The organism is Streptomyces pseudoechinosporeus (genome assembly GCF_054783935.1).
This window is the reverse complement of the sequence record NZ_BAAGPS010000023.1, coordinates 109,712-131,823: the sequence shown is the minus strand read 5'-3', so window position 1 is coordinate 131,823 and position 22,112 is coordinate 109,712. Positions and strand designations below refer to the sequence as shown.

Annotated in this window: 18 protein-coding genes, 1 pseudogene and 1 riboswitch; of the genes and pseudogenes, 6 read left to right on the top strand and 13 right to left on the bottom strand. The window is 69.3% G+C overall.

Going from position 1 to position 22,112, the window contains the following annotated elements:
- Positions 1 to 54: 54 nt before the first annotated feature.
- Positions 55 to 816 carry a sulfite exporter TauE/SafE family protein gene (locus ACYVO6_RS23980; protein WP_461064341.1) on the top strand — a complete coding sequence of 254 codons (762 nt, stop codon included), beginning with the start codon at positions 55 to 57 and terminating at the stop codon, positions 814 to 816.
- 133 nt (positions 817 to 949) lie between these two features.
- Here the strand turns inward: ACYVO6_RS23980 and ACYVO6_RS23975 are convergent, their stop codons facing one another.
- Both ACYVO6_RS23975 and ACYVO6_RS23970 read right to left on the bottom strand, forming a co-directional pair.
- On the bottom strand, positions 950 to 1,468 hold the full coding sequence (locus ACYVO6_RS23975; protein WP_461064339.1) for a hypothetical protein: 519 nt from the start codon (positions 1,466 to 1,468) through the stop codon (positions 950 to 952).
- Complete coding sequence (locus ACYVO6_RS23970; protein ID WP_461064337.1) at positions 1,449 to 2,405, bottom strand: RHS repeat-associated core domain-containing protein; 957 nt, start codon at positions 2,403 to 2,405, stop codon at positions 1,449 to 1,451. Before ACYVO6_RS23970 ends, ACYVO6_RS23975 begins: the two co-directional genes overlap by 20 nt.
- A 713-nt stretch (positions 2,406 to 3,118) precedes the next feature.
- Here ACYVO6_RS23970 and kstD point away from each other — a divergent pair.
- On the top strand, positions 3,119 to 4,918 hold the full coding sequence (gene kstD, locus ACYVO6_RS23965; protein WP_461064335.1) for a 3-oxosteroid 1-dehydrogenase: 1,800 nt from the start codon (positions 3,119 to 3,121) through the stop codon (positions 4,916 to 4,918).
- Positions 4,919 to 4,931: 13 nt separating this feature from the next.
- Here the strand turns inward: kstD and ACYVO6_RS23960 are convergent, their stop codons facing one another.
- The 6 genes and pseudogenes from ACYVO6_RS23960 to ACYVO6_RS23935 all read right to left on the bottom strand — a co-directional run bounded on the left by ACYVO6_RS23960 (position 4,932) and on the right by ACYVO6_RS23935 (position 11,298).
- A complete protein-coding gene (locus ACYVO6_RS23960) occupies positions 4,932 to 5,354 on the bottom strand; it encodes an NAD-binding protein (RefSeq protein WP_461064333.1) in 423 nt (140 codons plus the stop codon).
- 68 nt (positions 5,355 to 5,422) lie between these two features.
- A pseudogene (locus tag ACYVO6_RS23955) lies at positions 5,423 to 5,554 on the bottom strand (hypothetical protein); the annotation flags it as partial.
- Positions 5,555 to 5,944: 390 nt separating this feature from the next.
- Positions 5,945 to 6,613, bottom strand: coding sequence for a thymidine kinase (locus tag ACYVO6_RS23950; RefSeq protein ID WP_461064331.1), 669 nt, complete (start codon positions 6,611 to 6,613; stop codon positions 5,945 to 5,947).
- A gap of 58 nt (positions 6,614 to 6,671) precedes the next feature.
- Positions 6,672 to 7,865 (bottom strand): alkaline phosphatase family protein, encoded by a 1,194-nt coding sequence (locus tag ACYVO6_RS23945; protein ID WP_461064329.1) that lies wholly within the window; start codon positions 7,863 to 7,865, stop codon positions 6,672 to 6,674.
- The gene (locus ACYVO6_RS23940) at positions 7,865 to 8,452 is read right to left on the bottom strand and encodes a DUF5998 family protein (RefSeq protein ID WP_461064327.1); all 588 of its coding nucleotides are present in this window, start codon (positions 8,450 to 8,452) and stop codon (positions 7,865 to 7,867) included. The genes ACYVO6_RS23945 and ACYVO6_RS23940 overlap by 1 nt, the downstream gene beginning before the upstream one ends.
- 41 nt (positions 8,453 to 8,493) lie before the next feature.
- Complete coding sequence (locus tag ACYVO6_RS23935) at positions 8,494 to 11,298, bottom strand: bifunctional acetate--CoA ligase family protein/GNAT family N-acetyltransferase (RefSeq protein WP_461064325.1); 2,805 nt, start codon at positions 11,296 to 11,298, stop codon at positions 8,494 to 8,496.
- A 171-nt stretch (positions 11,299 to 11,469) separates the two neighbouring features.
- On the opposite strand from ACYVO6_RS23935, the gene ACYVO6_RS23930 reads away from it, so the two are divergent.
- Positions 11,470 to 11,751 carry an HPr family phosphocarrier protein gene (locus tag ACYVO6_RS23930; RefSeq protein WP_189324765.1) on the top strand — a complete coding sequence of 94 codons (282 nt, stop codon included), beginning with the start codon at positions 11,470 to 11,472 and terminating at the stop codon, positions 11,749 to 11,751.
- Positions 11,752 to 11,976: 225 nt separating this feature from the next.
- Here the strand turns inward: ACYVO6_RS23930 and ACYVO6_RS23925 are convergent, their stop codons facing one another.
- The 4 genes from ACYVO6_RS23925 to ACYVO6_RS23910 form a co-directional block, all read right to left on the bottom strand.
- The gene (locus ACYVO6_RS23925) at positions 11,977 to 12,672 is read right to left on the bottom strand and encodes a GntR family transcriptional regulator (RefSeq protein WP_352377475.1); all 696 of its coding nucleotides are present in this window, start codon (positions 12,670 to 12,672) and stop codon (positions 11,977 to 11,979) included.
- A 217-nt stretch (positions 12,673 to 12,889) separates the two neighbouring features.
- Positions 12,890 to 13,678: a M23 family metallopeptidase gene (locus ACYVO6_RS23920; protein WP_461064322.1), complete on the bottom strand. Its 789-nt coding sequence runs from the start codon at positions 13,676 to 13,678 to the stop codon at positions 12,890 to 12,892.
- Positions 13,679 to 13,691: 13 nt separating this feature from the next.
- Positions 13,692 to 13,849, bottom strand: a riboswitch (cyclic di-AMP (ydaO/yuaA leader).
- Between the two features lie 213 nt (positions 13,850 to 14,062).
- On the bottom strand, positions 14,063 to 15,454 hold the full coding sequence (locus tag ACYVO6_RS23915; RefSeq protein WP_461064320.1) for a M16 family metallopeptidase: 1,392 nt from the start codon (positions 15,452 to 15,454) through the stop codon (positions 14,063 to 14,065).
- On the bottom strand, positions 15,451 to 16,788 hold the full coding sequence (locus ACYVO6_RS23910) for a M16 family metallopeptidase (RefSeq protein ID WP_461064862.1): 1,338 nt from the start codon (positions 16,786 to 16,788) through the stop codon (positions 15,451 to 15,453). Before ACYVO6_RS23910 ends, ACYVO6_RS23915 begins: the two co-directional genes overlap by 4 nt.
- A gap of 242 nt (positions 16,789 to 17,030) precedes the next feature.
- On the opposite strand from ACYVO6_RS23910, the gene ACYVO6_RS23905 reads away from it, so the two are divergent.
- Positions 17,031 to 19,481: a DNA gyrase/topoisomerase IV subunit A gene (locus ACYVO6_RS23905; protein ID WP_461064318.1), complete on the top strand. Its 2,451-nt coding sequence runs from the start codon at positions 17,031 to 17,033 to the stop codon at positions 19,479 to 19,481.
- Here ACYVO6_RS23905 and ACYVO6_RS23900 read toward each other — a convergent pair whose 3' ends face one another.
- Positions 19,482 to 20,621, bottom strand: coding sequence for a CobW family GTP-binding protein (locus ACYVO6_RS23900; RefSeq protein WP_461064316.1), 1,140 nt, complete (start codon positions 20,619 to 20,621; stop codon positions 19,482 to 19,484). It lies immediately after the preceding gene.
- Between the two features lie 325 nt (positions 20,622 to 20,946).
- Between ACYVO6_RS23900 and ACYVO6_RS23895 the strand changes: the two genes are divergently transcribed.
- Entirely contained in the window at positions 20,947 to 21,507 is a 561-nt protein-coding gene (locus ACYVO6_RS23895; RefSeq protein WP_461064314.1) for a DUF6082 family protein, read from the top strand.
- A gap of 279 nt (positions 21,508 to 21,786) precedes the next feature.
- A complete protein-coding gene (locus tag ACYVO6_RS23890) occupies positions 21,787 to 22,026 on the top strand; it encodes a hypothetical protein (RefSeq protein WP_328768194.1) in 240 nt (79 codons plus the stop codon).
- The last annotated feature ends 86 nt before the right edge of the window (positions 22,027 to 22,112 follow it).

The window sequence follows — 22,112 nt, the reverse complement described above, 5'->3', positions numbered from 1 at the left end:
AACAGGGCCCGTACCGGCGGCGGCAGCGGTCATCGCCGCCGGCGGGGCCCCGGCGTGACACCGGGGGAGATGCTCGCCGTGTTCGGCGCCGGTGTGAGCGCCGGTGCCATCAACACCGTGGTCGGCTCCGGAACACTGATCACCTTTCCCGTTCTGCTCGCCACCGGTCTCACCCCTGTCACCGCCACGGTTTCCAATGCGCTCGGCCTCATACCCGGCTCCGTCAGCGGAGCCTTCGGCTATCGAAGAGAGCTCAAGGGGCAGGGCCGACGCATCCTGAAACTCAGCGTCGGCGCCCTGCTGGGCGGCGTCACCGGCGCCATCCTCCTGCTGGCCCTGCCCGCCACCGCGTTCGAGAAGATCGTGCCGGTGCTGGTGGGCTTCGCCCTCGTCCTGGTCTCGGTCCAGCCACTGATCAGCAAGCGGGTACGCCGCAACGTACCGAGCGACACCAGCCGTCGCGACGGTGGCCCGCTGCTGTTCGTCGGCCTGACGCTGGCCAGCGTCTACGGCGGCTACTTCTCCGCCGCCCAGGGAATCATCTACATGTCCCTGATGGGCATACTCCGCGACGAGACGCTGCAGCGCCTCGTCGCGGTCAAAAACGTACTGGTCGCCGTCGTCAACGCGGTCGCCGCGCTGTTCTTCCTCTTCGTCGCGGACTTCGACTGGACCGCCGTCGCTCTCATCGCGGCCGGTTCCGCGCTCGGCGGCCAGCTCGGAGCCAAGGTGGGCCGCCGCTTCAGCCCCGCGGTGCTACGGGCCCTGATCGTGACGATCGGTGTCGTCTCCATCGTCCAACTTCTGCTCCGCTGACGCACGGAGCTGCCGTCGGGAGTAATAGCCCTGGGTATTCAGTCGCCATCAAGGGAGCCGATGGCGACGTCCTGCACCGCTACCAGACTCAGGCGACCCCTCCCACGAGTCGGGCGCGCCCCGCTCTGTCACCTCAATCCCCGGGGCGACCCAGCGCCCGCAGCCGAGCCATTCGGTCAGGATCAAGCCTCAGGTCGAACTCGACCAAGTGTCCCGGATCCGAGAACCCGAACACCGCTTCCCAGTCACCGACTCCCCTTGCCGCAGGCCCTTCTCCGAGATGAATCCGGAGACCGTCCGCGAACAGGCAAACCCCGCCCCCAGAACGGTCCTGGGGAGATTCGTCGAACGACACGAGCGGGACACCTGAGTCGACGACCGCAGGAGCACTCAGCGAGGCGTCAGAGCTTTCCGGCCGACCTATGTCGACCAGAACGAGTTCCACCACTTCACCGCTGTCCCGGTCCGTCTTGACTTCCACCAAGGACCCCCCGGCGTCCAACACGACGGATCGCGGCGCTTCCCGCAGGCGCGAGTAACCCGACCATTGAACGGTCAGGGGAATGTACTCGTCGACCTCGACGAAGTATTCCCCTTCTGGGTTCACGCCCAGAATTCTGAACGGCACCTGCTCACCCGAGCCTTCGCGCATGTTTCAACACCGGATTCGCCCCTGCCGTCCTGCCTGGAGCGATGATCAGCTCCCAGCCCTGGCTCAGGACCCTCCGACCGTACTGGACGCCGTGCATGGTCGCGTCGTCGACCGCTCTGACAAGGCCGACCAGCAGCTCTTCGGTCTTCAGATTGCGCGAGAAACTGTTGTGCATGATCTCTTCGGCGATGTGCTTCGTCGCGTTGGGGTGGACCCAGATCTGGCGACCGCTCGTAGTGAAGAGATTGAACGACCTGGGCAGCATCGTGCTGGCGTAAGCAGGCTGAGTCGCCGCGATCCTCGTCCACACGGAAGCAGTGGCGTACTCGGCTCCTTCGAGGGCAAGATGCCTTCCTCCCGCGACGGGAAAGGGCACCATGCTTCCGTACAGGCCGGAGTTGTAGGCCGGAGGGCAGGTGATCTGGGCGCCGCTGAGGTAGCTGAACCCGCCGAGGGTCAAGCCGTCGAGGAAGCCCAGGCTGGTCTGGGCGGTCACCTCGACTGCCCCTCTGGTGACCTTGTCGGAGAGGTTCTTGGCTGACTGGACCGCGGACGGCTTTGTCGCGGTTTCGCGGTCCTCCTTGTCGCACTCGGTGTTCCAGCCCCAGTTGCCCGAGAACAGGTCCTTCAGCTGCGTGGTGATGCTGCACAGGCCGCTCGGGTCGACGCGGCTGGTCGGCATGTTCTCCGCGTAGGCGTAGGGCTGGGTATACGGCGTGTCCGGGTCGGGAGTGAACGGGTCGGGGCGGGTGAAGCGGCCCGTGGTGGTGTCGTACTGGCGGGCGCGCAGGTCGAGGTAGCCGGTGCTCGTGGCGCGGCCCAGTGGGTCGGTGACCTTGGTGGGCCGGTTCCCGTGCCTCGCCGCCCCAGTCTCGTCTCGGATAGCCCCGCTCTTGTCCCGGAGGCCTGTCGCTGTCTCGCCTTGCTTTCGCTTCAAGCCACCGTCTCGCCACATCTCGTCGGACCGCCTTGACGCGCCATCGGCACTCTCGCCTCGGTCTCGTCGGCCAGGACGGTCGGCATTGTGGTCTCGCTGGCGGCGAATGTGGCGGCCGCGCCTGCGTTGGCGTGGAAGCCGGTGCTGGTGGCGGGGTGGCCGCCGGTTGCCTTGTTGCTGTCTGGAACTGCTCGTCACCACCCGCCCTGAGGGCTCGAACCTGCGGCCAACGCCCGCTCGGGCCGGTGCTCGGCCCCGAGCCACCACCCGCCCGCCACGACCGGGCCGCACTCCGCCCCGGACCGACGTTGCGGCGCTATGGACACCACCGCCCCATCACCGGCCCCGGGTTGCCCCGCAGCATGCCCGTCGGCTATGGATTCCGCGGCCGGACAGCGCTCCCTCCCGCTGACGATCCCCGTCAGGCGGATGCAGCGCCGACCCAGCAACGGTACGGATAACTAGACATGATGACAGATGACGCCATATCAGTTGATGCCAGCACGGGGAACGGCAACGGGTGAAGCGGTCGTACGGGAGGAGCGCCGGGCTCCGCATGGCGTACGCCGCTCGGGGTGGCGTACCCCTTGACTTCACCCCGGTTCCCGCGTCACATTCCTGACTCTGCATCAGAAACGGGGCGCCGGGGCCCCTCGTGTCCCGGGCAGCACAGCACGGCCTCCCTTTCCCTGACCAGACTGGAGAGACCTGCCATGTCCACCCACGCTGATCCCGTCAGACGTACGTCGCTCTCCGTCCCTTCGCGCCGCCGTGTGATCGGTGCCGCCGGCGCCGGCCTCGCCCTCGCCGGCGGGCTGCCGTATCCCGGCGGTTCTTACGCCGACGCCGCCGACCTGCCCCTCCTCGGCACGTACGACGTCGTGGTCATCGGCTCCGGAGCCGCCGGTATGACGGCCGCGCTCACCGCCGCCAAGCAGGGCCTGACGTGCGTCGTCGTGGAAAAGGCGGCCACCTTCGGCGGCTCGGCGGCCCGTTCCGGCGCGGGCATCTGGATCCCGAACAACTCCGTCATCCTGGCCGCCGGGGTGCCCGACACCCCGGCGAAGGCCGCCACCTACCTCGCGGCCGTGGTCGGTGACGACGTCCCGGTCGACCGGCAGAAGGCCTTCCTCGACCATGGGCCCGCCATGCTCTCCTTCGTCATGGCCAACAGCCCGCTGCGCTTTAGGTGGATGGAGGGCTACAGCGACTACTACCCGGAGTTGCCCGGCGGGCTGACGCAGGGCCGTTCCATCGAGCCCGACCAGCTCGACGGGAACATCCTGGGTGCGGAGCTGGCCCGCCTGAACCCGTCGTACATGACGGTCCCGGCCGGCATGGTCGTCTTCAGCGCCGACTACAAGTGGCTCGTCCTTTCCGCGGTCAGCGCGAAGGGGCTCGCCGTGGCCACCGAGTGCCTGGCCCGGGGGACGAAGGCGGCGCTGCTGGGTCAGAAGCCACTCACCATGGGGCAGTCGCTGGCGGCGGGGCTGCGCGCCGGGCTGCTCACGGCCGGCGTGCCCGTGTGGCTGAACACGCCGCTGACCGATCTGCACAGGGAGAACGGCGCCGTCACCGGCGCGGTCGTCACCAGGAACGGCGCACCCGGACTGCTGCGCGCCCGCCGGGGCGTCATCGTCGGCTCGGGCGGCTTCGAGCACAACGCGGCCATGCGCGAGCGGTACCAGGAACAGCCGATCGGCACCCAGTGGACGGTCGGCGCCAAGGAGAACACCGGCGACGGTATCCGGGCCGGTGAACGGGCAGGCGCGGCGCTGGAATTGATGGACGACGCGTGGTGGGGTCCGGCGATCCCGCTCCCCGACCAGCCGTACTTCTGCCTCGCCGAACGCACCCTGCCCGGCGGGCTCCTCGTCAACACGGCCGGAGCGCGCTTCGTCAACGAGGCCGCGCCGTACAGCGATGTCGTCCACACCATGTACGACCGCGACACCCCGAACGCCCCGCACATCCCCGCCTGGCTGATCGTCGACCAGAACTACCGCAACCGCTACCTCTTCAAGGACGTAGCGCCGACCTTCGTGTTCCCCGACGCCTGGTACGAGTCGGGCGCCGTCCACAAGGCGTGGACACTGGACTCGCTGGCCGCCTCGATCGGCGTACCCGCGGCCGCTCTGCGCGCCACCGTCGACCGCTTCAACTCCCTTGCCAGGAAAGGCGAGGACAGCGACTTCGGGCGCGGCGACAGCGCGTACGACCACTACTACACGGACCCCTCGGTCCGCCCCAACTCGTGCCTGGCACCGCTGTGGTCGGCCCCCTACTACGCCTTCCGGATCGTTCCGGGCGACCTCGGCACCAAGGGCGGTCTGCTCACCGACGCCCGGGCGCGGGTGCTCAGCCCGGACGGCTCGGTGATCCCCGGGCTGTACGCGGCGGGAAACGCCAGCGCCGCCGTCATGGGCCGCAGTTACGCGGGCGCGGGCTCGACGATCGGACCCGCGATGGCGTTCGGGTACATCGCGGCACGGGACATCGCGGCGCGCAGGTGAGCCATCAACCGCTTCAGGTACCTTCTCCAGCCTCTGATTCTGGTCTTCGGACTCCAGTGGAGTCCCATGAGGACTGTTCTGTCCCTTGAAGCCTGTCCTGCTGGTGATCGCACCGGGCCGCGTGCGGCCACGGGGAGAACGTCCCGTTCGCCCGCTCCACCAGCAGCCGCCGGCCCTGCGCGAGAACTCCCCGTGGCCGTAGCCAGGTCAGGCTCGCGGTCGTGCAGGCGGCGCTCAGGCCGGCGAGGCCGTGGACGATGCCGATGCCGAACAGGGACCGGGTCTCGGCGATGGCCTCATGGTCGCCCGCCCGGACGACGACCCGCAGATCGGGGGCGACGGCCCGTGCGGCCACGGCCACCGCGATGTTGTCCAGGTCGTCGGAGACGACGGCGGCCATGGCCTGAGCCGCGTCGAAACCGAGCCTGCGCAGCACGAACCTGCCCTGGCGTCGGCAATGACCACGGGGATGCCGAGCGCCTTCGCCAGCCGGAGGTTGGGGGCCGCCGGGTGGCGTTCCACCGCGATCACACCGAGGCCGAGCCCCTGCAACCGGGTGCACAGCCGGAGCCCGACCTGTCCGAGGCCGACGACCACCACGTGGCCCGCCCGAGGACGTGCCCTGGGGCCCACCATGCCGATCGAGCGCGGGGCCAGCAGACGGTCGACCACGCCGACGGTGAACACGCCGGTGAAACGACGGTGATCAGCATGGCGATGCTAGTGAACAACCATCTTGCTCGACCGCAACGCGACCTGGACTGCTTCCTCGCGAAACTCCGGCGAGTACTTACTGGGTGGCGCCACTTCTCCCTCGTTTCCTGTTCAGAACAACCCTATTGGGTCCCTGTCCGGAAACCTCGGGGCACCCCAGCCAGCAACCCGACCGTCGCCAACAGCAACAACCCGTCAACCGACACAGGCCACAGCGTTGCGCTCAGCACATCGACCCCGCCCGGGGACTCGAACCTGCGGCCAACGCACCGGCGCTTCAGATGAACAACGTGCCCTTACCGTTCGAGCCCTTCAAGCAGCCCCTTCATCCACCTCTGCCCCAACCGGCAACACATCGGGGGACAGAGCCGCTGCCCGAGCCGCGGCACTGGTCATCCGCCTACGGTGGTGGCGCCGACACAGCACCTCGTACCCCACGTCCTCCGTCGGCCGGTGCACGTCTCCGACCACGACCTGCTCGCCCTCGATGACCATCTGCCCGCCTACAGTCCGCGCATTGTGCGTTGCCCGGGCACCGCACCAGCACATCGCCTCGACCTGCAGCGTCGCCAGCCGGTCGGCTAGCTCAATCAGCCGCTGCGAGCCAGGGAAAAGCCGGGTGCGGAAGTCGGTGGTGATACCGAACGCGAACACGTCCAGATTCAGGTCGTCGACGATGCGGGCCAGCTGGTCAACCTGCTCCGGCGCGAGGAACTGCGCCTCGTCCACGATCACGTAGTCGACCTTGCCGCCCCGCGACAACTGCTCCACCACATAGCCGTACAGATCCCTGCCCGGGCCCGCCTCCACCGCCTCGGTCACCAACCCCAGCCGAGACGACAGCTTCCCCTCCCCCGCGCGGTCATCCCGCGTGAAGATCACACCCTGGAGCCCTCTGGCCGACCGGTTGTGGCCAATTTGCAGCGCCAAAGTTGACTTCCCGCAGTCCATCGTCCCGGAGAAGAACACCAGCTCGGGCATGGCGACTTGAGCACCTTTCGGCGGAAGGGGGTTCAGGGGCGATTCAGGCGGCCGACGATCAGGAGCGTACTTCGAGCAGCGGGACCAGCTGCTCTGCGGGGGTCATCGAACCGTGGTTGCCGAGCATCGACGACTCCTTCGGCTCCCGCTGCGAGGCGATGAGCAGGACGTCGTCGCGGGCCGCCGCGACCACGTCGCCGATACGGGCGTACACCCGCTCCTCGATCCCGTCGGGCGGCCCGAACCAGCCCGCCGCGATCGCCTCGTCCCGGGACGCCACCCAGAACTGCTCGCCGAGCACCTCGCGCCAGCAGGTCAGTACGTCCGACGCGGCGCCCGGGACGGCGTACACATGCCGGGCGCGGCCCTCGCCGCCGAGCAGAGCGACACCGGCGCGCAGCTCCCAGTCCTCGTCGAAGTCGATGCGGTGCGGCTCGCCGAAGGGGATGTCGATCATGCCGTGGTCGGCGGTGATGTACAGGGCCGTGCGGGGCGGCAGTTGCTCGGCCAGCCGCTGGACCAGGCGGTCCACGTACATGAGTTGTCCGCGCCAGGGGTCCGAGTCGACGCCGAAGCGGTGGCCCTTCCCGTCCACCTCGGAGTAGTACGTGTAGACCAACGAACGTTCCCCGGCGGCCAGTTGCTCGGCCGCAAGGTCCATGCGGTCCTCGCCGGAGAGGCGCCCGTGGAACGTTCCGCCGCTCAGCGCGACCTTCGTCAGGGGCGTGTTCTGAAAGGTCGGCGAGGAGACCTGTGCGGTGTGCACGCCCGCCGCGTCGGCCAGTTGGAAGACCGTGGGGTACGGCTGCCAGACGTTCGGTGGTGTCCAGGGGTTCCAGCGGAGCTGGTTCATCAGCTCGCCGGTCTCCGGATTGCGCACGGTGTAGCCGGGCAGGCCGTGGACGCCCGGCGGCAGGCCCGTACCGACCGTGGCGAGGGAGGTGGCGGTGGTCGCGGGGTAGGCGGCGGTGATCGGGCGGCCGGTGCCGCCGCGGGAGCTGCCCAGGAGGGAGCTCATGAAAGGGGCCTCTTCGGGGTGCGCTTTCAGCTGCTCCCAGCCAAGGCCGTCGATCAGGAAGACGCAGTTCCGGTCGGCCGGGGCCAGGTCCGTGAGCGTGGCGTTCTGATTCGGTACGCCCATGCCCGCGGCGAGCGTGGGCAGCAGATCGGCGAGCGAACCGGAGCCGTACTCGGGCACGGGTGCGGACTCGACGGTGAGCGGTTCCGGATGGTCCCAGACAGGCTGCGCCATTAGCGGGTGACGTCCGCGGTCGCCTCGGAGAGCGACTGGGCGAAGGCGAGTGTCTGCCGCACGGCGTCCGGGCCGTCGCCGGCCTCGCTGACGCGCAGGCTGAGGTCGTCGGCCGTCGAGCTGCCCGTATAGCCGTGGTCCGCCTCGCAGTTGGGGTCGCCGCAGGCGGCCGGCTCCAGGTCGAGGCGGGAGACCGCGCCCCAGCCGATGGTGAGGACGACCTCGCGGGGCAGCGTCCCGGGCACGTACTTCTCCGGGTTGGCCACGACCCGGCTGAGGACGACCGACGAGATCCGGCCAAGCTTCACGGACTCGGTGGATGTCGTCGCGTACGGTGTCGGTGATGTACTGTCCGCCGCCTGCTCGTCGGTGTGGCTCACGATGAAGCGGTTGCCGGTGAGGACGAGCACCGTCACGTGCCGACGTACCTCATTGGCGTCGAACGTCGTCTCCTGGTGGACCAGAAACGACCGGATGGCCTCGCCGCCGACAGCGGCCTCCACCGCCTCGGCCACGAGGGCCGGGTAGTAGCCGCTGCGCTCGATCGCCGATCGCAGCCCCTGGGTCGATGTACTGGTCTTGGCCATGCCGCCCATCCTACGGGGGCGCACTGACTGCGAGGCACCGCTCAGTACACAGGAAGTGTGCGCGGACCGAGGTCGTCGCGGGCGGGCGGAGGCGCGAGCCGCACGGAGGCACCGAGCGCGGTCAGCCCGCGCGGGGCGACGACCACGGGCTCCAGGGTGACGGAGACGACCTCCGGGTGGTCGTCCACAAGGCGCGACAGGCGCAACAGCAGTTCCTCCAGCACTGCCGTGTCCGCCGGTGCCGAGCCCCGCCAGCCGAAGAGGAGCGGCGCCGTCCGGATCGACCGGACCAGGGAGGCCGCCTCCCGGTCGGTGACCGGAATCAGTCGGTGCGCGGTGTCTCCGAGCAGCTCCGAGGCGGCCCCGGCGAGCCCGAACGAGAGCACCGCTCCGGCCGCCGGGTCGATCACCGCGCGGACGACGGTGTCGACGCCGCGGGGCGCCATGCTCTGTACCACTGGGCGCAGCTCGGCGGGCTTCCCGAAGAGCTCGGTCAATTCGGCGTACGCCCGCCGCAGTTGCTCCTCGTCCGCCAGATCCAGCCGTACGCCGCCCAGGTCGGCGCGGTGCCGCAGGTGCGGGGCCGTGGCCTTCAGCGCCACGGGGTAGCCGGAGCGCTCCGCCGCCAGGGCGGCCTCGTCGGGCGTCGGCGCGGGCAGGGCACGGCGTACGTCGATGCCGTACCGGCCGAGCAGCGCGCAGGTGTCGCCGGGGCCGAGCGTGAGCCCGGCTGGGTCGCCCTTCGCCAGCAGAGCGTCGATCTGCTCGGCGGCCCCCTTCTCGTCGATGTCCTCGAACTCGGGCACCCGGCCGGGCTCGGCGGCGTCCCGGCGCCACTGCCCGTATCTGACGGCTTCGGCGAGGGCGCGGACGGCGCGCTCGGCCGCGGGGTAGGCGGGGATGAGACGGGAATCGTCTGCGGGGGCCGGGGCCGCGGGGCGTTCGGCGGGAGGGGGCATCTGGGGCTCGACGGTGTGGGGCGCGGTGCTGGTGGCGGCGGAGAGCGCTTCGGCGAGCCCGCCGAGTTCCACGTGGACGACGAGCACCGGCTTTGCCGGGGACGCCGCGGCGGCCGAGCGGAGTGCCTCGGCGAGGGCGGCGTCGGCCGTCGATGTCTCACCGACCGCCGGTATCGCGGTGACCACGACGGCGTCACAGGCGTCATCGGCCAGCGCATGCGAGAGAGCCGCATGGAAGTCGTCCGCAGAGGCGGCCGTGGTCAGATCCAGTGGCGGCAACGGCCGGAGCCCTTCGGCAAGGCAGGCGTCGTACGTGAGCAGCCCCAGCGACTCGGAGTTCCCGAGGATCGCCACCCGAGGCCCGGCAGGGAGCGGCTGGCGTGCCAGCAAGAGCCCCGCGTCGACGAGTTCGGTGATCGTGTCCACCCGGATGACCCCGGCCTGCCGCAGCAGCGCGGAGACGGTCGCGTGCGGCAGCCGCGTGGCCCGTACGGCATGTCCCGGAGGCGCGGCCCCGCCGTGCCGTGCGCCCTGCACGACGACGAGCGGCTTGGCCGCGGCGGTCCGGCGCGCGAGTCGCGTGAACTTCCTTGGATTGCCGATGGATTCGAGGTACATCAGCGCGACATCGGTGTCGGGATCGTCGTACCAGTACTGCAGCACGTCGTTGCCGGACACGTCCGCGCGGTTGCCCGAGGAGATGAACGTCGACACCCCGGTCACGCCCGTGACGCCTCCACCGCGCCGCTGCAACCGGGACAGCAGCGCGATCCCGATGGCACCGGACTGCGCGAACAGACCGATGCGTCCGGCCCGCGGCATCTCGGGCGCGAGTGAGGCGTTGAGCCGTACATCCGGTGCGGTGTTGATGACTCCGAAGGCGTTGGGTCCGATGATGCGCATGCCGTACGCGCGCGCGTGGCGCACGAGTTCACGCTGGCGCTCCCGCCCTTCGGCGCCGCTCTCGGCGTATCCCGCGGAGATCACGACGAGCCCCTGCACGCCGTGCTCACCGCAGTCGGCGACGGCCTCGGGGACGTGCTCGGCCGGGACGGCGACCACGGCGAGATCGACAGGGTCGGGGATGTCGCGGATCGAGCGGTACGCCGGGACCCCGCCGAGTTCCTTCTCCTGAAGGGCTCTGTTCACCGCGTACAGACGTCCGCCGAACCCGGCGTCGCGGAGGTTGTCGAGGACGCTGCGCCCCACTCCCCCGGGCGCGCGGCCCGCCCCGATGACGGCGACCGAACCGGGTGCGAGGAGCCGCGCCACGGACCGCGCCTCGGCGCGCTGCTCCCGGGCCCACTGCACCGCGCGTGAGCGGTCGGTGGGCTCCAGGTCGAACTCCAGGCGTACGACGCCGTCTTCGAAGCTGCGCTTCTGCTGGTAGCCGGCGTCCGTGAACACCTTGATCATCTTGTTGTTGGCGGGCAGCACCTCGGCGGCGAACCGGCGGATGCCGCGCTCCCGGGCCACCGCGGCGATGTGTTCCAGCAGCGCGGAGGCCACGCCGCGGCCCTGGTGGGCGTCCTGCACGAGGAAGGCGACCTCGGCCTCGTCGGCGGGAGCGGAGGCGGGCAGCCCCTCGGCGTTGATGCGGTCGTAGCGTACGGTGGCGATGAACTCGCCGCCGACCGTGGCCGCGAGTCCCACCCGGTCCACAAAGTCGTGGTGCGTGAAGCGGTGGACATCCTTGGCGGACAGGCGCGGGTACGGGGCGAAGAAGCGGTAGTACTTCGACTCGTCGGACACCTGCTCGTAGAAGCTGACCAGGCGGTCGGCGTCCTCGGTCGTGATCGGCCGGATGCGCGCGGTGCCGCCGTCGCGCAGCACGACGTCGGCCTCCCAGTGGGCGGGATACTCGTGCCGGTCCGACGAGGTCTGCATGGGCCCCAGAGTACGGCTCGTGTCCGACAATGGCGCGAGGCAGTCTGGGGACCCGACTCGGGCCCCCGCACGGGCTCATGGCTTCAACCGGGCTCCACACCCGCTCGGGGCCGCTTCACGGTATGGAATAGTGGTCTAGACAACCTGAGAACACCTGAAGGGCAGCATCACATGGCTGAGCGCCGCGTCAACGTCGGCTGGGCCGAGGGCCTCCACGCCCGCCCCGCCTCCATCTTCGTCCGTGCGGCCACGGCCGCCGGCGTCCCCGTGACGATCGCCAAGGCGGACGGCAACCCCGTCAACGCCGCTTCCATGCTCGCGGTGCTCGGCCTGGGCGCCAAGGGCGGCGAGGAGATCGTCCTGGCCTCCGACGCCGAGGGCGCGGACGCCGCGCTCGACCGCCTGGCCAAGCTGGTCGCGGAGGGCTTGGAGGAGCTGCCCGAGACTGTTTAGTGCGCCCCCTTTGCGCCTAAACCGGCGCCGCTCTCGCGGAGGTGGTTGCGCGCCGTCGTGGTTCCTCAATTGATGGTTGCGGCAGTCGTCGCTTTGAAGGGCACCTTCCGCACACGCACCTAAAGGGCTCGCCCGGAATGCCGGGCGGGCCCTTTGCAATTCCAGGTTGCGGGCAGCGAAAATAATCCCCCGCGAATTACTCCCCCTTTGTATACGGCGCCACTGTTAATGCCGCAGGCTCGCCGTGTTTACGGGATGTTGCGAAGTCCTCACGCGCTCCACGCGATCACCCCGCTCGGGAAAGCGCAGCCGGTGCGCGGCCGTCGCCCGCTCGGTATGCAGCGCCGTGATCGCCCGGGCCCGCTCGCTGTCGCCGCGCGCCACGGCGTCCACGATGCCGCCGTGCTCCGACCAGGACTCGGCGGGGTTGGCAGGCGCCTCGACCGAGTACATCCAGGCGATCTTGTGCCGCAGCTGGGTGAGCATCGAGGTCAGCGCGGGGCTGCCGGAGGCCTGCGCGAGCGTCTCGTGGAACCAGCCGCCCAGCGAGCGCAGATCCTCGCTCTGGCCCCTCCTGGACCGCTCCTGCCCCAGCCTGACCAGGCCTCGCAGCACCTTGAGGTGCGCCTCCGTACGCCTCTGCGCGGCACGCGCGGCACCCAGCGGCTCCAGGAGCATACGCATCTCCAGCAGGTCGGCGGCCTCCTGCTCGGTGGGTTCCGCGACGCAGGCGCCCGCGTGCCGGCGAGTGACGACGAAACCTTCCGCCTCCAGCGTGCGCAGCGCCTCCCGCACGGGGACCCGCGAGACGCCGTAGCGACGCGCGAGCAGTTCCTCGGTGAGCCGGCTGCCGCGTTCGTAGACACCCGCGACGATGTCGTCACGGATCGCCGTGCATACCGAGTGCGCGGGAATACGCATGACCCGACCTCCGCCTTAATCCCCGCGAAACGCGGTCGATTGACGCCAGTTCAGTGACTCTATTGCAGAGAGCCGGAAATTCCGATGGCGGGCCGGAATCCACAGCTATTTTTTGGACACATAGTGCCGCAGAACAGGCAGTCGTCCCGTCGGCATGCGCGAAGGCCCCGGCTCGGTGAGCCGGGGCCTTCGGGAGCGGTGCGGTGAGTCCGAGTCGTCAGACGTCCACGCCGTGCGAGCGGAGGTAGGCGAGGGGGTCCATGTCCGAGCCGTACTCCTGGGACGTGCGCGCCTCGAAGTGGAGGTGTGCTCCGGTGACGTTGCCGGTCGCCCCGGAGAGGCCTATCTGCTGGCCCGGGGTGACGCTCTGGCCGACGGAGACGGAGATGGACGACATGTGGGCGTACTGGGTGTACGTGCCGTCGTTCATCTTGATGACGACCTGGTTGCCGTACGAGCCCTCGAAGCCGGCCTCTACGACGGTACCGGCGCCCACGGCGCGGACGGTGGTGCCGCTGGCGGCGTGGAAGTCGATGCCGGTGTGGCTGCCGGAGGACCAGACGGAGCCGCCGGCCTTGTAGCCGGTGGAGACGTACGAGTCGCTGATCGGCGAGACGAAGGAGTTGAGCAGGCGCTTGCGCTCGGCCTCGCGGGCGGCGCGCTCCTTGGCCTCGCGCTCCGCCTTGGCCTTCGCCTCGGCCCGGGCCTTCTCCTCGGCGGCCCGCTTCTTCGCGGCCTCCTCGGCCGCCTTGCGGGCGGCGGCCTCTTCGGCGGCCTGCTGCTGAGCGTGGGCCTGGGCGTCGATCTGGTCGGCGACCGAGTCGCCCATGGTGACGGCCTGGGTCAGCCCTGTCTGCTCGACCGAGGACTCGTCGGCGAACGCCGGGGCGGCCAGGGTGCCGATGACACCGGTGGTGGCGAGCGTCGCGACGCCCACGGTCCTCGAGGACGTGCGCTTCGTACGGCTCGGGCGACGGTGCTTCCCGGTGGCGCGGGTGAACGCCATGAAGTGGCTGGTCCTTTCCTTCCTTCTCGCCTACCGGGTTAGCTGACGGGTTCGGAGCAGGAAGGTCTCCTACGGGCTCCCTCCAGGAGGGCGCCCGATTCACCCCAGGGACTGCGATGGGTCCCCGGCTCCCCTGGCTCGCGCCGTACGGGGACTCGGCGATGACTGTCCGGTGCCGCGGGTGCGGCGCACTGCCTGACGAACAGCCGGACCGACGCTAAGCGGGCCGTCTCTCAAACAACAAACGGATGACGGTTTTTGTAGCGCACGCCACAGGGCAGACACACAATCCCCATATCAACTCCCAATCAATCCAATCAATTTGGACAAAGAGGGACCCTGAAGGCTCATCAGCCTTCAGGGTCCCCGGGATGTGCAGCGGCTCTACTCGGCCGCGACCACGCTCACTTCACCGATTCCGAGGGCCTTGACGGGCTCCTCGATCTGAGCGGCGTCCCCGACGAGGACGGTCACCAGACGGTCCACCGGGAAGGCGCTCACGGCCGCCGCGGTGGCCTCCACGGTGCCCGTCGCGGCGAGTTGGCGGTACAGCGTCGCCTGGAAGTCGTCCGGCAGGTACTGCTCGACCTGGTCGGCGAGCGTGCCGGCGACGGCGGCCGCGGTCTCGTACTTGAGCGGCGCCACGCCCACCAGGTTCTGTACGGCGATGTCGCGCTCGGCGTCCGTCAGGCCCTCGGCCGCGAGCGTGCGCAGCACCTTCCAGAGGTCGTCGAGCGCCGGGCCGGTGTTCGGCGTGTCCACCGAGCCGCTGATGGCGAGCATCGCGGCGCCGGCGCCGTCCGGAGCGGAGCGCAGCACCTGGCCGAACGCCCGCACACCGTAGGTGTAACCCTTTTCCTCGCGCAGGACGCGGTCCAGGCGGGAGGTGAGAGTGCCGCCGAGGCAGTACGTGCCGAGCACCTGGGCGGGCCACACACGGTCGTGCCGGTCGGCGCCGACGCGGCCGATGAGCAGCTGTGTCTGGACGGCTCCGGGGCGGTCGACGATGACCACGCGGCCGGTGTCGTCGGCGGTCACCGGAGGCACGGGACGCGCCTCGGCCGGCGAGCCGGTCCAGGCTCCGAGCGTGTCCCCGAGCAGCGCGTCGAGGTCGACGCCCGTGAGGTCGCCGACGACGACCGCGGTGGCCGTCGCGGGGCGTACGTGCTTCTCGTAGAAGGCGCGTACCGCCGCCGAGTCGATGGTCGCGACCGTCTCCTCGGTGCCCTGGCGCGGGCGCGACATGCGCGAGGTCGCCGGGAAGAGCTCCTTGGAGAGCTCCTTGGCGGCGCGGCGGGCCGGGTTGGCGGTCTCGTGCGGGATCTCGTCGAGCCGGTTGCGGACCAGCCGTTCGACCTCGTTGTCCTCGAAGGCGGGCGCCCTGAGGGCGTCGGCGAGCAGGCCGAGCGCCTTCGGAAGCCGCGACACCGGGACTTCGAGGCTCAGTCGTACGCCCGGGTGGTCGGCGTGCGAGTCCAGCGTGGCCCCGCAGCGCTCCAGTTCGGCGGCGAACTCCTCGGCGGAGTGCTTGTCGGTGCCTTCGGAGAACGCGCGCGCCATGATCGTGGCGACACCGTCCAGGCTCTGCGGCTCGGCCTCCAGCGGTGCGTTCAGGAGGAGTTCGACGGCGACGACCTGCTGGCCGGGGCGGTGGCAGCGCAGCACCGTCAGGCCGTTGCCGAGCGCACCGCGCTCGGGCGCCGGGAAGGCCCAGGGCCTGGCTTCGCCGGCCTGGGGCTGGGGGTGGAAGTCCATGGTCACGGTGGCCTCGGTCACTGGGCGCTCTCCTCGTCGGTGGTGGTCTCCTCGTCGGTGGTGATCGGCTCGTACACGAGCACCGCGCGGTTGTCGGGGCGCAGGCGGGACTTGGCGGCCTCCTGGACCTCCTCGGCCGTGATGTCGAGCACGCGCTGTACGGCGGTCAGGGCGAGCTGCGGGTCGCCGAACAGCACGGCGTACCGGCACAGTTCGTCGGCGCGGCCCGCGACCGTACCGAGCCGGTCCAGCCACTCGCGCTCCAACTGGGCCTGGGCGCGCTCCATTTCCTCGGCCGTGGGGCCCTCCTCGGCGAACCGGGCGAGCTCCTCGTCGACGGCCGCCTCGATGACGGGGACCTCGACATCGCCGGAGGTCTTCACATCGAGCCAGCCCAGGGAGGGCGCTCCGGCCAGGCGCAGCAGACCGAAACCGGCCGCCACAGCCGTACGGTCCCGGCGTACGAGCCGGTTGTAGAGGCGGGAGGACTCGCCGCCGCCGAGGACGGTCAGGGCGAGGTCGGCCGCGTCGCACGCGCGTGTGCCGTCCTCCGGGAGCCGGTAGGCGGCCATCAGCGCGCGCGCCGGGACCTCCTCCTCGACGACCTCGCGCAGCTGCTCGCCGATGGTGTCCGGCAGGGCGCCGTCGCGCGGGGCGGGCTTGCCGTCGTGCCCCGGGATGGAGCCGAAGTACTTCTCGACCCAGGCGAGCGTCGACTCCGGGTCGATGTCGCCGACGATCGACAGGACGGCGTTGTTGGGCGCGTAGTAGGTGCGGAAGAACGCGCGCGCGTCCTCCAGGGTGGCCGCGTCCAGGTCGGCCATCGACCCGATCGGGGTGTGGTGGTAGGGGTGGCCCTCCGGGTACGCGAGGGCGGTCAGCTTCTCGAAGGCGGTGCCGTAGGGGACGTTGTCGTAGCGCTGGCGGCGCTCGTTCTTGACGACGTCGCGCTGGTTCTCCATCGACTCGTCGTCGAGCGCCGCGAGCAGCGAGCCCATGCGGTCCGCCTCCAGCCAGAGGGCGAGCTCCAGCTGGTGCGTGGGCATGGTCTCGAAGTAGTTGGTGCGCTCGAAACTGGTCGTGCCGTTGAGCGAACCGCCCGCGCCCTGCACCAGCTCGAAGTGGCCGTTGCCCTTCACCTGGGCCGAGCCCTGGAACATCAGGTGCTCGAAGAGGTGGGCAAGGCCGGTACGGCCCTCGACCTCGTGGCGCGAGCCGACGTCGTACCAGAGGCACACCGCCGCGACCGGGGTCAGATGATCTTCGGAGAGCACCACGCGCAGGCCGTTGGCCAGGCGGTGCTCGGTCGCTGTCAGCCCGCCGGAGCCGGCCTCGACGGTGGCCGTGTGACCCATGGGCATGTACGTCCCTTCGATCGCGGAAAACTGCTGAATTCCTGCTAGTCATGCCACTGTATGCAAGCGCGCCGACAGCTGGCGAAGTTCCCGGAACGGCTACGCCGAGAGCGAGCGGGCCGGTGCCCGCCCGGACCCCTGTGGATGGGGCGTGGTCCGGGTTGTCAGTGGGGCGGTCCACAATGGAGCTCGTCAGAACCCGTTCATGCCCCGGCAGACACTGTGAAGGAGTCGCAGCAGCGATGGCCCGCCGCAGCACGAAGACCCCGCCGCCCGACGACTTCGAGGAGCGCATCCTCGACATCGACGTCGTCGACGAGATGCAGGGCTCCTTCCTCGAGTACGCGTACTCGGTGATCTATTCCAGGGCTCTGCCGGACGCCCGTGACGGTCTCAAGCCCGTGCACCGCCGCATCGTCTACCAGATGAACGAGATGGGACTGCGCCCCGACCGCGGCTATGTGAAGTGCGCCCGCGTCGTCGGCGAGGTCATGGGTAAGTTGCACCCCCACGGCGACGCGTCGATCTACGACGCCCTGGTGCGCCTGGCCCAGCCCTTCTCGATGCGCCTGCCCCTGGTCGACGGCCACGGCAACTTCGGCTCGCTGGGCAACGACGACCCGCCGGCCGCCATGCGGTACACCGAGTGCCGGATGGCCGACGCGACCTCCCTGATGACGGAGTCGATCGACGAGAACACCGTCGACTTCGCGCCGAACTACGACGGCCAGGAGCAGGAGCCGGGCGTCCTCCCGGCCGCGTATCCGAACCTGCTGGTGAACGGCGCGTCGGGCATCGCGGTCGGTATGGCCACGAACATGCCGCCGCACAACCTCGGCGAGGTGATCGCCGCCGCCCGGCACCTGATCCGCTACCCGGGCGCCGATCTCGAGACGCTGATGAGGCACGTCCCGGGCCCCGACCTGCCCACGGGCGGAAAGATCGTCGGCCTCTCCGGGATCAGGGACGCGTACGAATCGGGCCGTGGCAGCTTCAAGATCCGCGCGACGGTGTCGGTGGAGAACGTGACGGCACGCAGGAAGGGCCTCGTCGTCACGGAGCTGCCCTTCACCGTGGGCCCGGAGAAGGTGATCGCCAAGATCAAGGACCTGGTCGGCGCCAAGAAGCTGCAGGGCATCGCCGACGTCAAGGACCTCACCGACCGCTCGCACGGCCTGCGCCTGGTCATCGAGATCAAGAACGGCTTCGTGCCGGAGGCCGTCCTGGAGCAGCTCTACAAGCTGACGCCCATGGAGGAGTCCTTCGGTATCAACAACGTCGCGCTGGTGGACGGCCAGCCCCTCACGCTGGGCCTCAAGGAGCTCCTGGAGGTCTACCTCGACCACCGCTTCGAGGTGGTGCGACGGAGGTCGGAGTTCCGCCGCGGCAAGAAGCGAGACCGGCTGCATCTGGTCGAGGGTCTGCTGGTCGCCCTCCTGGACATCGACGAGGTCATCCGCCTCATCCGCTCCAGCGACAACTCCGCGCAGGCCAAGGAGCGCCTGATCGAGCACTTCTCGCTGAGCGACGTCCAGACGCAGTACATCCTGGACACCCCGCTGCGCCGGCTCACCAGGTTCGACCGCATCGAGCTGGAGTCGGAGCGCGATCGGCTCAACGGCGAGATCGAGGAGCTGACCCGCATCCTGGAGTCGGACGCCGAGCTGCGCAAGCTGGTGTCGGGCGAACTGGCCGCGGTGGCCAAGAAGTTCGGCACCCCGCGGCGTACGGTGCTGCTGGAGTCCTCCGGTGCCTCCGCGGCGGCCGTACCGCTGCAGGTGGCCGACGATCCGTGTCGGGTACTGCTGTCGTCGACGGGACTTCTCGCGCGTACGGCGAACGGTGACCCCTTCGGGGAGAGTGACGGCAAGCGCGCCAAGCACGATCTGATCGTCTCGGCCGTCCCTGCGACGGCCCAGGGCGAGGTGGGCGCGGTCACCTCGGCCGGACGGCTGCTGCGGATCAATGTCATCGATCTCCCGCAACTGCCCGAGACCGCCACGGCGCCCAACCTCTCCGGAGGCGCGCCGATTTCGGAGTTCCTCACCCTGGAGGGCGACGAGGAGGTGGTCTGCCTGATGACGCTGGACGAGTCGTCGCCGGGTCTGGCGCTCGGCACGCAGCAGGGTGTCGTCAAACGTGTGGTGCCCGACTACCCGTCCAACAAGGAGGAGTTGGAGGTCATCACGCTCAAGGAGGGCGATCGGATCGTCGGCGCGGCCGAGCTGCGCACGGGCGAGGAGGACCTCGTCTTCATCACCGATGACGCCCAACTGCTGCGCTACCAGGCCTCCCAGGTCCGCCCGCAGGGCCGGCCCGCGGGCGGCGTGGCGGGCATCAAGCTCACCGAAGGGGCCAGGGTGATCTCCTTCACGGCCGTCGACCCGGCCGCGGACGCGGTGGTCTTCACGGTGGCGGGCTCACGCGGCACGCTCGACGACTCGGTCCAGACGACCGCCAAGCTGACGCCTTTCGACCAGTACCCGCGCAAGGGCCGCGCCACGGGCGGTGTGCGCTGCCAGCGGTTCCTGAAGGGCGAGGACTGCCTCAGCCTGGCCTGGGCCGGCCCCGCTCCGGCCCGGGCCGCGCAGAAGAACGGCACCCCGGCCGACCTGCCGGAGATGGACCCGCGCCGCGACGGCTCGGGCGTCTCACTGGCGAAGACGGTGTCGGTGGTGGCGGGACCGGTGTAGTCAGGCCTCGGGGCTCTGTTCCATGGGCTCCGGGCCCGGCTCCTGTTGTACGTCACGGTCCTGTACGTCGGGGTCCTGTACGTAGCGCAGGACGCCCCACATGCTGTGCTCATCGGCGTGCGGGGCGTCCTCCCTGCACGACTCCAACTCCTTGCCGAGAGCGAGGGCGTCGATGCCGGAGCCGATGAGGACGAGCTGGGTGAGGCGCTCGTCGTCGGGCGCCCACGGCTCCGGGTAGAACCGCAGGAACCGGCCCACAGCATGCACGGCGTACCGGTTGCGGCTGTCGGCCGCGCCGAAATCGACGTACCCCTTGATGCGGAACAGTCCCTCCGGCCTGCTGTCGAGGAAGTCCATCAACCGGCGTGGGCCGAGGGGCATTTCGGAGGTGAAGGCAAGGGATTCGTAGGCGGAGTGCAGGTGTCCGGCGTGATGGCGCCCATGCTCGTGACCGTCTTCATGGCCCTGCTCATCACCGTGCTCGTGGTCGTCCTCATGAAGGTCGTCGAAGGACAGCTGCCCGATACGCTCCGTGGACGGCTTGCAGTCGAAGAGGAGTTCCGGGTCGATCCGTCCGTACGTGGCGGGGACGACTGCGGCGCGGTCGGTCAGTGTCCGGACGAGTCGAAGTACCCGCTCGGGGTCCTCGGCCCGGTCCGCCTTGTTGACGACGACGAGATCGGCGAGGCCGAGGTGCCGGTCGACCTCGGGATGTTTCTGCCGCGTGTCGTCGAACTCGGCGGCGTCGACGACCTCCACGAGCCCGCCGTAGACGACGCGAGGGTTCTCACTGGCGAGAAGCATCCGCACGAGCTCCTGCGGCTCGGCGAGGCCGCTCGCCTCGATGACGATGACGTCGATACCGGCGGAGGGCTGGGCGAGCCGTTCCAGGTAGACGTCGAGTTCGCCGGCGTCGACCGCGCAGCACAGGCACCCGTTCCCGAGGGAGACGGTCGAGTCCCCAAGCGCCCCGGCAACCGCCATCGCGTCGATCTCGATCGCCCCGAAGTCATTGACGACGGCCCCGATACGGCTGCCTCCGCTGCTGTGCAGGAGGTGGTTGAGCAGCGTGGTCTTGCCGGAGCCGAGGAAGCCCGCGAGGACGACGACCGGGATCTGCTGGGGGCTCGCAGGACTCAACGCGCGACCTCTCTCACACCGATGCGTGCACCGGCTCGTGGACCGGCTCTCATTACGAGGATTGAATGCCGCCTCAGGATACGAGCCGGTGGAAACCCCGCGAAGTGAACGATTGTTAGCGGCGTTCAGGGGGCACACGTTGGACATGGCGCCAGGAAACGCGACCCGCGCTTCCCCCTGTGCGCCCTCTTCGCCGCCTCCCAGCCGATCAGAGCCGCTCGGCACCCTGGAAGACGGCAAGCGCGCCGCCCACCCGCTCGCCGGTCAGTTCCCTGTCGACCCGCACCCGACGACCGGCGGACGGTTGCCTGATTCGGGGGTTGACATGGTCACACAGAAGCATGGGATACGGGGGCTGAGCTCCGCCGCGGCAGCAGCAGGGATCGGCATGGTGGCAGGTGTTCTCGCCACCATGGCCGCACACCGTCACACACTCGAGTCACTGCGTCTGCGCCTGGAGCATCTGGAGCAGACCGCGCACACGCAGCAGCACACCAACATCGCCAACCAGCAACGCCTGCACTGGGAACTGCTGAGCAAGGCCATAGACGACCCGGAATTGGCCGAGGTGCTGGACCTCTACGAGGTGCCCGTATCTCCCAAGAAGCGCCGCCAGTACCTGTTCGCCAACGCCCTGTACACGAATCTGCTCTTTTATTACCGCATCGGCAACATAAGCCGTGATGAGTTCTTCGGGCATGTTCGGGGCATTTTCCAGAACCCGATCGTCCGCGAGTATTGGCATGCCACTCAGCAGCAGCGGGCGAGCATCGCGAACTCGGAAGAGGCCGAACTCGGACTGATGGTCGACGACCTGCTGCGCCAACTGGAGGAAGCCGACATCGATGAGTGGTGGGTCGTCGGAGAACCGCCCGGCGACCAATAACCCCAGGTGCCCACCTCCGCGCGATATGTAAACTCCACCCACGTTTCACCACTCTTGCGTGGGTATTCTGTCGGCGACAGGATAACGAAGCGGCAACAACGAGCAATACTGCTGCTGTGAGGAGGTTGACTGCTGCGCGACCGCGCGAGTTGACCACCACGAGGAAGTCACCTCCACGCCGCTCGGTTGTCGAGGCTCAGCCCTACAGGGATGTAATCGCACCGCGGAGCAACAGTGCGCAGGGCCTGCGCCTTGAGACCGAAATAAGGGAAAACAACTGTGAGTCAGATCATCCGTCGCCTCGGCGTATCTCCGCGCGCGCGAGGTAGCGCATCTGGTGCAACTTGCCCAGATATCTTCGAATTGGCCGACGGAAATTTCGCCATCATCGGCACAGACGCAACTACTTCTCTCGACTCACAGCTACCCGCCGACGCAGCCCGCGCCGACTACGAACGAATCGTGGTGATCACGCGCGAGACCCTGGTACGGGCAAAGGCCGATATTCCCGACGCTTGAGGCAGTCGCGGTCACCGAAGCCGTCAACGGCATTGGGTGACCTGCGATGTGGAATGCCCGGCGCCGTCATGGCGCCGGGCATTCGT